13 protein-coding genes are annotated in these 11,556 nt (G+C 64.7%); 10 read left to right on the top strand and 3 right to left on the bottom strand.

All coding sequences use genetic code 11. The features are described 5' to 3' along the window. Positions 1-68 precede the first annotated feature (68 nt). Positions 69-608 (bottom strand): Smr/MutS family protein, encoded by a 540-nt coding sequence (locus ABQZ00_RS11260; RefSeq protein WP_323516971.1) that lies wholly within the window; start codon positions 606-608, stop codon positions 69-71. Positions 609-707: 99 nt separating this feature from the next. Here ABQZ00_RS11260 and surE point away from each other — a divergent pair, with 99 nt between their 5' ends. The 4 genes from surE to ABQZ00_RS11240 are packed head-to-tail and all read left to right on the top strand — an operon-like array spanning position 708 to position 3,570. Beyond that, the gene (gene surE / locus ABQZ00_RS11255) at positions 708-1,487 is read left to right on the top strand and encodes a 5'/3'-nucleotidase SurE (RefSeq protein WP_055844314.1); all 780 of its coding nucleotides are present in this window, start codon (positions 708-710) and stop codon (positions 1,485-1,487) included. After that, entirely contained in the window at positions 1,484-2,164 is a 681-nt protein-coding gene (locus ABQZ00_RS11250; protein ID WP_055844310.1) for a protein-L-isoaspartate(D-aspartate) O-methyltransferase, read from the top strand. The genes surE and ABQZ00_RS11250 overlap by 4 nt, the downstream gene beginning before the upstream one ends. A gap of 18 nt (positions 2,165-2,182) precedes the next feature. Beyond that, positions 2,183-2,797, top strand: coding sequence for a YqaA family protein (locus ABQZ00_RS11245; RefSeq protein ID WP_055844306.1), 615 nt, complete (start codon positions 2,183-2,185; stop codon positions 2,795-2,797). Further along, positions 2,794-3,570, top strand: a complete 777-nt coding sequence (locus tag ABQZ00_RS11240) for a peptidoglycan DD-metalloendopeptidase family protein (RefSeq protein ID WP_323538299.1) — start codon at positions 2,794-2,796, stop codon at positions 3,568-3,570. The genes ABQZ00_RS11245 and ABQZ00_RS11240 overlap by 4 nt, the downstream gene beginning before the upstream one ends. Positions 3,571-3,800: 230 nt before the next feature. Here the strand turns inward: ABQZ00_RS11240 and ABQZ00_RS11235 are convergent, their stop codons facing one another. Next, complete coding sequence (locus ABQZ00_RS11235; RefSeq protein WP_115527603.1) at positions 3,801-4,175, bottom strand: Mth938-like domain-containing protein; 375 nt, start codon at positions 4,173-4,175, stop codon at positions 3,801-3,803. 15 nt (positions 4,176-4,190) lie between these two features. Then, on the bottom strand, positions 4,191-4,496 hold the full coding sequence (gene yhbY / locus ABQZ00_RS11230) for a ribosome assembly RNA-binding protein YhbY (RefSeq protein WP_055844291.1): 306 nt from the start codon (positions 4,494-4,496) through the stop codon (positions 4,191-4,193). Between the two features lie 66 nt (positions 4,497-4,562). Between yhbY and rlmE the strand changes: the two genes are divergently transcribed. From rlmE to hflX, 6 genes are all read left to right on the top strand, one after another. Beyond that, on the top strand, positions 4,563-5,195 hold the full coding sequence (rlmE, locus tag ABQZ00_RS11225) for a 23S rRNA (uridine(2552)-2'-O)-methyltransferase RlmE (RefSeq protein WP_055844288.1): 633 nt from the start codon (positions 4,563-4,565) through the stop codon (positions 5,193-5,195). 60 nt (positions 5,196-5,255) lie between these two features. Continuing rightward, entirely contained in the window at positions 5,256-7,196 is a 1,941-nt protein-coding gene (gene ftsH / locus ABQZ00_RS11220) for an ATP-dependent zinc metalloprotease FtsH (RefSeq protein ID WP_055844285.1), read from the top strand. 412 nt (positions 7,197-7,608) lie between these two features. Then, positions 7,609-8,511 carry a dihydropteroate synthase gene (gene folP / locus ABQZ00_RS11215; RefSeq protein WP_323538300.1) on the top strand — a complete coding sequence of 301 codons (903 nt, stop codon included), beginning with the start codon at positions 7,609-7,611 and terminating at the stop codon, positions 8,509-8,511. Beyond that, the gene (miaA, locus tag ABQZ00_RS11210) at positions 8,511-9,494 is read left to right on the top strand and encodes a tRNA (adenosine(37)-N6)-dimethylallyltransferase MiaA (RefSeq protein WP_323538301.1); all 984 of its coding nucleotides are present in this window, start codon (positions 8,511-8,513) and stop codon (positions 9,492-9,494) included. The genes folP and miaA overlap by 1 nt, the downstream gene beginning before the upstream one ends. Before the next feature lie 77 nt (positions 9,495-9,571). Further along, the gene (gene hfq, locus ABQZ00_RS11205; RefSeq protein ID WP_005915027.1) at positions 9,572-9,850 is read left to right on the top strand and encodes an RNA chaperone Hfq; all 279 of its coding nucleotides are present in this window, start codon (positions 9,572-9,574) and stop codon (positions 9,848-9,850) included. 11 nt (positions 9,851-9,861) lie between these two features. Continuing rightward, a complete protein-coding gene (gene hflX / locus ABQZ00_RS11200; RefSeq protein ID WP_115511951.1) occupies positions 9,862-11,181 on the top strand; it encodes a ribosome rescue GTPase HflX in 1,320 nt (439 codons plus the stop codon). Positions 11,182-11,556: the final 375 nt, after the last annotated feature.

Raw genomic sequence — 11,556 nt, 5'->3', positions numbered from 1 at the left:
ACTCATCCCAACACGACGTCTGCCTGCCAGGCAGCAAACACACCCGCACCTACCCACGCATCACCCCACTATCGCCGCGCCAACAACACCAATAACGCACCGGTGCCGCCCTGCGTCGGCGGCGCCGAATGAAATGCCAGCACATCGTTGCGCTGGCGCAGCAGGCGGTCCATCAGGTTCTTCAGCACTGGCGCGCCGTTGTCCGATTGCAGGCCCTTGCCATGGATGATGCGCACGCAGCCATGTTCGTGCGCATGCGCATCCAGCAGGAACTGCCGCAGCAACACCTCGGCCTGGGCTGCGGTGGCGCCATGCAGATCCAGCTCGTCCTGCACCGAAAATTGCCCGCGCTTGAGGCGTTGAAACAAACGAGTGGGAAGATTCTCGCGACGATAACTAGCCGTGTCGCCGGCTTCCAGCGGCGCGCTGTCGCGTAGCAATCGGGCGAATTCGGTGTGCGCTTGCGCCTCGTCGCGCTCGGCCATGCGCGCGCGGGGTTTTGGGCGCGGTTTGGCATTGGCCGGCGGCGCCACTTCGCGGATCGGCTTCACCGCGCCGATCGCCGCGCGGAACAGCGCGCTGTCGTCTTCGTCTTCAGGATGTGACATCTGTACAGCGTAACCGGTCCAACCTCAGACACACGCGAAGATCAAGCGGCAAGCGCATGGACGCATCCGGTATCATGGCCAGGTTTTCCGAGGAGTCTCATGCGCGTACTGGTTAGCAACGACGACGGTGTCGACGCCCCCGGCATCCAGATCCTGGCCGAGGCGCTGCGGCATGCCGGTCATGAAGTGATGGTAGTCGCGCCCGATCGCGACCGCTCCGGCGCCAGCAATTCGCTGACGCTGGATGTGCCGATCCGCACCCGCCGCATCGACGCGCAAACCTGCGCGGTGGCCGGCACGCCCACCGACTGCGTGCATCTGGCGCTCACCGGCATGCTGGATTACGACCCGGACATCGTGGTCTCCGGCATCAACAACTCGGCCAATCTCGGCGACGACGTGATCTATTCCGGCACTGTCTCTGCCGCGATGGAAGGCCGCTTCCTGGGCCTGCCCGCGGTGGCAGTGTCGCTGGTGACGCATAACCACGAAGCCCATCACTACGACACCGCCGCGCGCGCCGCAGTGGAAATCGTCGCGCGGCTGAAGGCCGACCCATTGCCGGCCGACACCATCCTCAACGTCAACGTGCCGGATCTGGCCTGGTCGGATGTGCTCGGTTTCGAAGTCACCCGGCTCGGCAACCGGCATCGCTCCGAGCCCTGCGTGCCGCAGCAAGACCCGCGCGGCCGCACCGTGTATTGGATCGGCCCGGCCGGTCCGGAACAGGACGCCGGCGCCGGCACCGATTTCCATGCCGTGCGCACGGGGCATATCTCGATCACGCCGATCCATGTCGATCTCACCCGCTACCAGGCGCTGGAGACGGTGGCCGGCTGGGTCGGCGGTCTGACCGCTGCACTGGACGGCCCGGCATGACGCCGAGGCTGCGCATGCTGCAACCGGAATCGGTCGGCATCGGCATGACCTCGCAGCGGGTGCGCGACCGTCTGGTCGAGCGCCTGCGCGAGGCCGGCATCCAGGACGAAGCCACGCTCAACGCCATGCGCACTGTCCCGCGGCATCTGTTCATCGACGAAGCGCTGGCCTCGCGCGCCTACGAAGACACCGCGCTGCCGATCGGCCACGGCCAGACCATCTCGCAGCCCTGGGTGGTCGCGCGCATGACCGAGGCCGTGCTGCAGGTGGCGCCGACCAAGGTGCTGGAAGTCGGCACCGGCTCCGGCTATCAGGGCGCGATCCTCGCCGCGCTGGGTCTGGAGGTCTACACCGTCGAGCGCATCGGCGACCTGCTGCGGCAGGCGCGCAAGCGCTTCCGCCATCTCGGCATGAACGTGCGCAGCAAGCACGACGACGGCCGCATCGGCTGGCCCGAGCACGGCCCGTACGACGCCATCGTGGTCACTGCTGCAGCGCCGGCTTTGGTAGATGCGCTGGTCGATCAGCTCGCGGTCGGTGGGCGCCTGGTGGCCCCGGTCGGTGGTGCGTCCTCGCAGTCGCTGGTGCAGCTCACCCGCGCTGCCGACGGCGAGATCGAACAACAGGTTCTGGCGCCGGTCACGTTCGTCCCGCTGTTGTCGGGCATGCTGGATTGATCTGATGAGAGTGACTCGATGAAGATTTTCGGGCCGTTGTACGACGTGGCCATCCGTTGGTCGCGCCACCGCCGCGCGCCAGCGCTGCTGACCGGCCTCAGCTTCGTGGAGGGCTTCATCTTTCCGGTGCCGCCGGAAGTGATGCTGGCGCCGATGTCGCTTGCCGAGCCCAAGCGCTCGCTATGGTTCGCCACCTTGAGCCTGGTGGGCTCGGTGTGCGGCGCAATGGTCGGCTATCTGCTGGGGCATTTCGCCTTCGCCGCGCTGCAGCCGCTGATCGAATGGCTGGGCTGGAGCGTGAAGATCCAGGCCCAGATCGAAACCTTGCGCGCGCTGGTGGCGGAGTCGCCGTGGAAAGCGTTCTGGGCACTGGTGCTGGTGGGTTTCACGCCGATCCCGCTGAAGATCTTTACCTGGGCCTCGGGCGTGGTCGGCGTGCCGATCCTGCCCTTCATCGCCAGCATGCTGGTCGGGCGCGGCAAACGCGTGTATCTGGTCGCCGGCGCGATCCGCCTCGGCGGCGCACGTGCCGAAGCGGCGCTGCATCGCTGGATCGAGCCGCTGGGCTGGATGGCGATGGCGGTGCTTGCAGCAGGCGCAGCTTGGCTGGTGTGGAAGACAACGAACGGATGAGCAAGACGCAGATGAATTCGGTACGCAAGACAGCAGTCGTGCTCGTAGTGGCAATCGGGCTGACCGCCTGCAGCAGCGCGACAGTGGTGCGTTCCCCTGGCGCCGGTGGCAGTTCGTCATCCTCGCGACCGTCTGCCGCGCCACGGCCATCGGTGCCGCGTCCCGGTGCGACGGTGACCGTGCAGCGCGGCGACACCCTATATGCGATTTCTCGCCGCACCAATATCACCGCGCCGGATCTGGCCGCGTGGAACGGCCTGTCCTCGCCCAACACCATCTATCCCGGCCAGACCTTGAAGCTGTATCCGCCTGGTGCCAGCAAGCCGGGAACCAGCGCGCCGGTGGCTGGCACGGTGGTGCCGCCGCGTCCGGCCACGCCGGTCGCCGCGCCTGTCAGCAGCGGCTTTTCCTGGCGTTGGCCCGCCGACGGCGTGGTGGTGGGTACCTTCGTCACCGGCGAAACTACCAAGCAGGGCGTGGACATCGCCGGCGCCAGCGGGCAGGCCGTGCGAGCTGCGGCCGATGGCGTGGTGGTGTACTCGGGCGCCGGCCTGGTCGGCTATGGCGAGCTGATCATCATCAAGCACAACGACCAGTGGTTGTCGGCGTACGGCCACAACCGCAAGCGTTTGCTCAACGAAGGCCAGAGCGTCAAGGCCGGACAGCAGATCGCCGAGATGGGCCGCAGCGGCGCCGCCCGCGACATGCTGCACTTCGAGATTCGCTACAACGGCAAACCGGTCGATCCGTTGCTGTATTTGCCGAAGAAGTGATTGGGGAGTAGGGATTGGGAATTGGGGATTCGTAACAGCCTGGGGCTGTTGGCGCTGCGGGATGGGCTGGGTTGCCGCGCTAAGGCCGGCTGGTTGTGTAGTTGGAGAATTTTCGCTTGACAGCGAAACCTGCGGAAACACCCTTTCCCGATTCCCGATTCCCGATTCCCGATTCCCGATTCCCGATTCCCGATTCCCGATTCCCGATTCCCGATTCCCGTCCCAGCCAATCAGCCTGGTAGCACCATCGCCAGCGCCACCCGGCGGCCTTCGCTGGCCAGCACGTTGTAGGTGCGCGCCGCAGCGGCATTGGTCATCGCTTCCAGCCCGATGCCGCGGGTCAGGCAGGCGGCAAGCACTTGTGCGTTCGGAAAGCGCTGGCGCTCGCCGGTGCCCAGCAGGATGACCGCCGGCGTCAGCGCCAGCACCGCATCCATGTGGCTTGCCTGCAGGTGTTCCAGATCCTGCACCGGCCAGCGTTCCACCAACTCATCCGGCATCAGGATGAAACTCTGCTGCAGGATCTGCTCGTTGACCTTGGCATGGCGGCCGTCGGCCGCGCGCAGCGCGTAGGCGTAATCGGGGTGTTCTTGGCTTAAAGGCATAACAGACTCGGTTGATCAGCCGCGCGGCAGCACGATCTGACGCTTTTCCTTGCTGGGGCGGTACAGGATGGCAACGTGGCCGATCCGCTGCACCAGGGCGCTACCGGTTTGCCCGACCAGTTCGGCGATCAGCGCGTCGCGGGTCTCACGATCCTCGGAGGCCACCTTCACCTTGATCAGTTCGTGGCGCTCGAGCACTTCCTCGAGTTCGGCCAGAAATGCTGGCGTGACCCCTTTTCCGCCGGTTTGCAGCAGCGCCTTGAGATCGTGGGCCTGGCCGCGCAGGAAACGGTTCTGGGCGGAGGTGAGAACAATGGACATGCAGGATCGAAAGGCAGCAAAGGGTGTTCAGGGTATCATGGCGGCCCGTTCGGACCCCCGTTGCCAATGCCTTCCCGTAGTAAAAGCAGCCAGCGCTGGCTCAAGGAACACTTCGCCGACCCTTACGTGAAGAAGGCTCAGGCCGAAGGCATGCGCTCGCGTGCCGCCTACAAGCTGGAGGAATTGCTCCAGCGCGATCGCCTGCTCAAGCCGGACATGGTGGTGGTCGATCTGGGCGCCGCGCCCGGTGGCTGGTGCCAGCAGGTGCGCAGGTCGCTCGGCGACACCGGCCGGGTGCTGGCGCTGGATATCCTGGAGATGCCCCCGCTGGCCGGGGTGGAGTTCCTTCATGGCGACTTCAGGGAACAAGCCGTCCTATCGGAATTCGAAGCGATGTTGGGCGATGTGCCGGTGGACCTTGTTCTGTCCGATATGGCCCCCAATAAGAGTGGCATGGATGCGGTCGACCAACCGCGGATGATGCACCTGGCGGAACTGGCGATGGAATTTGCCGACACCCACCTCAAGCCGGGTGGGGCGTTTCTGATCAAGCTGTTCCAGGGTGTTGGGTCCGACGACTACATTCGCGAGCTTCGCCGCCGCTATGACAAGGTGACGATTCGCAAACCGGCGGCCTCGCGTAAGCGATCCCCGGAAGTTTATGCGCTCGGTCAGGGCAAGCGTGCCCAGATCAAGTAAGCTGCCAATGATCGCTGAATTTTAAGAATAGAAGAGTAGAGGGCACCGGAGCCAATGAGGATGAACGACTTGACCAAGAATCTGCTGCTGTGGGTGGTCGTCGCGGTTGTGCTGATGGTCGTCTTCCAGAGCTTCTCGCCGCGGATGGCGGGCGGCGTCGGCCCCGACTCGATCACCTATACCCAGTTTCTGAAAGAAGTGGACTCCGGGCGCGTCAAATCGGTGGACTACACCGATGAGACCAACCTCGCGGTCAACGCGATCCGCTTCAAGCGTACCGATGGCAGCGAAGCCACCGTCTACGGTCCGCGCGACGACAAGCTGGTCGACGTGCTGTATAGCAAGAACATCGAAATGACCCGCCAGAAGCCGTCCACCGGACCGGGTTTCTGGTCGCTGGTGCTCAATTTCCTGCCGGTCATCCTGATCATCGGCTTCTGGCTTTTCATCATGCGCCAGATGCAGGGCGGTGGCGGCGGTGCCAAGGGTGCGATGAGCTTCGGTAAGTCGCGGGCCAAGCTGCAGGGCGAGGATCAGGTCAAGATCACTTTCGCTGACGTCGCCGGTTGCGACGAGGCCAAGGAAGAAGTTGGCGAGCTGGTCGACTTCCTGCGCGACCCGACCAAGTTCACCAAGCTGGGCGGCAAGATTCCGCGCGGCGTGTTGATGGTCGGCCCGCCGGGTACCGGTAAGACCCTGCTCGCCAAGGCGATTGCAGGCGAGGCCAAGGTGCCGTTCTTCAGCATCTCCGGTTCGGATTTCGTCGAAATGTTCGTCGGCGTCGGTGCGAGCCGCGTGCGCGACATGTTCGAGCAGGCCAAGAAGCATGCGCCGTGCATCATCTTTATCGACGAAATCGATGCGGTGGGTCGTCATCGCGGCGCCGGTCTCGGCGGCGGGCATGACGAGCGCGAGCAGACCTTGAACCAGTTGCTGGTCGAAATGGACGGCTTTGAAGGCGGCGAAGGCGTGATCGTGATCGCGGCTACCAACCGTCCCGACGTGCTGGATCCGGCACTGCTGCGTCCGGGCCGTTTCGACCGCCAGGTCGTGGTCGGGCTGCCGGACGTCAAGGGTCGCGAGCAGATCCTGCGCGTGCACATGCGCAAGCTGCCGCTGGCCGATGACGTGGTGCCGATGGTCATCGCACGCGGTACCCCGGGCTTCTCGGGTGCCGACTTGGCCAACCTGTGTAATGAGGCCGCGTTGTTTGCGGCGCGTGGCAGCGAGAAGGAAGTCCGCATGGACCACTTCGATCGTGCCCGCGACAAGATCCTGATGGGTGCCGAACGCCGTTCGATGGCCATGAGCGAAGACGAGAAGACGCTGACCGCGTACCACGAAGCGGGCCATGCCATCGTCGGGCGGCTGGTTCCGGAGCACGACCCGGTCTACAAGGTCACCATCATTCCGCGCGGCCGCGCTCTTGGCGTGACCATGTATCTGCCGGAAGGCGATCGCTATTCGATGAACCGTGTCGCGATCGAATCGCAGCTGTGCTCGCTGTATGGCGGCCGTGTTGCCGAAGAGCTGATTTTCGGTGGCGACAAGGTCACCACCGGTGCGTCCAACGATATCGAGCGTGCGACCAAGATGGCGCGCAACATGGTCACCAAGTGGGGCTTGTCCGACGAGCTTGGCCCGGTCGCCTATGGCGAGGAAGAGGATGAGGTGTTCCTGGGTCGCTCCGTGACTCAGCACAAGAATGTCTCGGACGAAACCGCGCGCAAGATCGACGAAGTCGTGCGTTCGATCCTGGACAAGGCCTACGGCAAGACCAAAGCCATCCTCACCGAGAACCTGGACAAGCTGCACGCGATGTCGCAATTGCTGCTGCAGTACGAAACCATCGACGTGCCGCAGATCGACGCCATCATGGAAGGCCGCGAGCCGCCACCGCCGGCCGGTTGGGCCAAGTCCGACAAGGACGGTGGCAACAACAACGATAAGGGCAGCCCGCGTCCATTGCCGCCGATTGCAGGACCCGCCGAGCAGATCTAAGTCAGGCGTTTGCAGCTGCAGATATCCAGCGGGGCCAGGAAGCGATTCCTGGCCCCGTTGCGTTGTGCTGTTTGGAGACGGTGAGCGATCGGCCGACGGCGAGCGATGAAGCGCATTGCGTTCCGTTTTCCGATGCAATCGAAGCTGCATTCCACTGTGGGCGCAGCCCTGAGTTCTCCACGCACAGGGTGCGACGCGGTGCGGGCTGCGCGACAATGGCAAACGCTCCCTGCAACACGCGGACGACCCTGCAACAAGCCGCATCCGCTAGCCTCAGCCGTTCACCGGGTGCGCGTCGTCGCTGCAGTCGGTAGCGATTGTCTGCCGATAGCCAAATCGGCGGGCAGCTGTTCGCTCACGCCGCACCGGCTCAGATCACCCTCTCTCTCACTCGCTTCAGGAGAAACCACTGATGTTCGATACCGCCCTCAAGCTGGATTGCGCTGGTCGCAGTTTGCGACTGGATGCGCCGCAGGTGATGGGGATCGTCAACGTCACGCCGGACTCGTTTTCCGATGGCGGCCAGCACGCGACCTGCGAGGCGGCGATTGCGCACGGGCTGCGGCTGGTGGAGCAGGGCGCTGCAGTGCTCGACATCGGCGGCGAATCCACCCGTCCCGGTGCCACGGCGGTATCGCTGGAAGACGAGTTGCAGCGGGTGATCCCGGTGATCGAGGCATTGGTGCAGCAGACCAGCGTGCCGATCAGCGTGGACACCTTCAAGCCGGAGGTGATGCGCGCAGCGGTCGCTGCTGGTGCCGGCATGATCAACGATGTCTACGCGTTGCGTTCGCCGGGCGCGCTGGACGCAGCATCCGAACTGGGCGTGCCGGTGGTGCTGATGCACGCACGCAGCGCGCCGCATGCGATGCAGGACGCGCCGCAGTACGACGACGTGGTGGCGGAGGTGCATCGTTTTCTGGCCGAGCGCATTTTTGCCGCCGAGATGGCTGGCATCGACAAGCGCCGGTTGATCCTCGACCCGGGCTTCGGCTTCGACAAGACCACCGCGCATAACCTGACCGTGCTTGCGCAGTTGCAGCGCCTGCAGGAGTTCGGCTTGCCGGTGCTGGCGGGGCTGTCGCGTAAACGCAGCATCGGCGAATTGACCGGTCGCGAGGTTGCGGCCGAGCGGGTGCATGGCTCGGTCGCGGCGCATCTGATCGCCGCGCAACACGGTGCCTTGTTGCTGCGCGTGCACGATGTGGCGGCGACCGTGGATGCCTTGAAGGTCTGGAACGCGGTGGCGGCGATTCCGACCCCGCGGGTCAGTGCGCCGGCGGCGCCGACCATTCGCTGGCCGGACGAGGACTGATGCCGGCCGACCGACGCCCGCTGGCGATCGCCTTGATGGGCCCTACCGCTAGCGGCAAGACTGCGTTGGCCCTGGAGGCGGCGGAACGCTGGAACGGAGAGATCGTCAGCGTCGATTCGGCCCTGGTCTACCGCGGCCTGGAGATCGGTGCGGCCAAACCCGATGCCGCGATGCGCGCCGCAGTACCGCACCATCTGCTCGACCTGCGCGACCCCTGGCAGATCTATTCGGCCGCTGAGTTCGCCGCCGATGCACGCAAGGCGATCGACAACATCGTTGCGCGCGGCAAGTTGCCGATCCTTGCCGGCGGCACCGGGCTGTATTTTCGTGCAGTGCTCGAAGGGCTGTCGCAATTGCCCGAAGCCGACCCGACAGTGCGCGCCGCAATCGCCGCCGAGGCCGAGCAAATAGGCTGGGCCGGCTTGCATGCGCAACTGGCGCAGGTCGACCCGATCGCCGCAGCGCGCATCCATGCCACCGACCCGCAGCGCATCCAGCGTGCGCTGGAGGTGTACCGGCTCAGTGGGCGGCCGATCAGCTACTGGCAGGCGCTCCCGTCCGGGCCGCGCCTGCCGCTGCGGGTCTTGAAAATCGTGCTGGCGCCGCAAGATAGAGCGGTGCTGCACGCACGCATCGCGCAGCGCCTGGACGCGATGCTGGCGCAGGATTTCCTCGCCGAAGTGGAGCGTTTGCGGGAGTTGCCGCAGATGCGCGCCGCGGCGGCGCCGTTGGATTTGCCGGCAGTGCGCGCGGTCGGCTATCGCCAGGCCTGGGACTATCTGGACGGTGCCGGCAGCTTGGCCGAGTTCCGCGACAAGGCGATTCAGGCGACCCGGCAACTGGCCAAACGGCAGCTCACCTGGCTGCGTGGCGAGCTCGACGCACGCTGGTTCGACCCGGAGCGTGATCGGCATCAATTGGACGATGCACTTGTCGGCTTCCTCGCTCATCGTTCCACTGTGCAGCAGGCTTCAGGCGTGTAACATCCCGTTTCCGGGGCCGGCTGGGGATAGCAGGTGTCGACCGGGACAATAAGAACAATAATGAAGAGGATTTTTCGATGGCTAAGGGGCAATCGTTGCAGGACCCATTCCTGAATGCGCTACGGCGCGAGCGGGTGCCGGTCTCTGTGTATCTGGTCAACGGCATCAAGCTGCAGGGCACCATCGAGTCGTTCGACCAATTTGTGGTCCTGCTGCGCAACACCGTGAGTCAGATGGTTTACAAGCACGCCATCTCCACGGTCGTGCCGGCGCGCAACGTGCGCGTGGGGCCGGGTGGTGGGTATGTGCAATCCAATGAAGGTAATCAAGCGGAAGATGACGACGTCGAGCAGTAATGGAGTAACGCGTGTTTGATCGTTCCCGCAAGGGTGAGCACGCGCTGTTGATTCAGACCCATGCAGGTGGGCCTGCCGAAGACGATGTGCTGGAGGAGTTCGCCGACCTTGCGAGGTCGGCGGGCGCCACGGTGGCGGCAACGCTCACCGCGCGCATCGACAAACCCAGCCCGTCGACCTTGATCGGCAGCGGCAAGCTGGAAGAGATCAAGGCCGCCGCCGAGGCAACTGGCGCGGATCTGGTGTTGGTCAACCACACCTTATCGCCGGGTCAGGAGCGCAATCTGGAGCGCTACCTGGAGCGGCGCGTGATCGACCGTACCGGCCTGATCCTGGATATCTTTGCGCAACGCGCGCGCAGCCACGAAGGCAAGCTGCAGGTGGAACTTGCCCAACTGCGGCATATGGCCACACGGCTGGTACGCGGCTGGACCCACCTGGAGCGTCAGCGCGGCGGTGCGATCGGCCTGCGCGGCCCTGGCGAAACCCAGCTGGAAACCGACCGCCGCCTGCTGCAGAAGCGCGTGGAGCAGTTGCAGCAGCGCTTGGAAAAAGTCGAGGTGCAGCGCACCCAGATGCGCCGTGCGCGGATGCGTAGCGAATTGCCGAGGATTGCATTGGTCGGCTACACCAACGCCGGCAAGTCGACGCTGTTCAATGCGTTGACCGGTGCGCAAGCCTATGTGGCCGATCAATTGTTCGCCACGCTGGACCCCACCGTGCGCCGCATCGCATTGCCAGGCGGCAGTGCGATTCTTGCCGATACGGTGGGCTTCGTCCGCGATTTGCCGCACCAATTGGTTGCTGCCTTCCGTTCGACGTTGTCCGAAGCGCGCGACGCCGATTTGTTGTTGCATATCGTCGATGCCGCCGACCCGCTGCGCGAAGAACGCATCCTGCAAGTCGATGAAGTGTTGCAGGCGGTGGGCGCTGGCGATCTGCCGCAGCTGCTGGTGTTCAACAAGATCGACAAGATCGACGGTGCCGAAGTTCGTCACGATGCGCAGGACGGCATTCCGGATCAGGCGCGGCGCGAACGCGTGTGGGTGTCGGCGCGCGATGGGCGTGGCTTGCAGGAACTGCAGCACGCACTCGGTCAACGCCTGGATCTGCGTCATTTGACCGGACAGCTGCGCTTGCCGTCGTCGGCCGGTCGCCTGCGTTCCAAGCTGCATCAGCTGGAAGTGGTGCGCAACGAGCAGTCCGACGAGGACGGTTGGTTGCTGGAAGTCGATCTGCCGATGGTCGAAGCCGAACGGCTTGCCGCCGGAGATGACGGCGCGCCGTTGCGCGCGATGCTGCCGGACCGTCGGGAAGACTGGGAAACCTGACGCGGCATTCGACGGGGCTGGCCGCAGTCAGCTGCGTGCCAGCTGCGGATTGCAGGCCCCGTCCACCGATCGCAGGCGTCACCACGCGCGGGCTGCCGCGTCCCGATGCATGTCGGTGCGGACCGTCAGGTCCGCCGTGACTTCAGTGTCGTGTGCGCTCCCTGGATCGATCATCTGTTGCTGCGCAGATCTGTTGCTGCTGTTGCTGCGCAGATCAGCGGGAAACAGTCACTTAGATGCGATGTCAGGCTGCAGCTCCATCAGCGGCGTCCCGCACTGCGTGGGCACTTGCCGAAACAGGCGGAACGTCCAAACACCGATCGCTGACCAGTCAGCTGGCGGAAGACAGCGCGGGCAAATTCGGATAAAAGTGAC

It is taken from the genome of Xanthomonas sp. WHRI 10204 (assembly GCF_040202875.1).
Classification (GTDB): domain Bacteria; phylum Pseudomonadota; class Gammaproteobacteria; order Xanthomonadales; family Xanthomonadaceae; genus Xanthomonas.
This window is presented reverse-complemented; position numbering and strand designations above follow the sequence as displayed.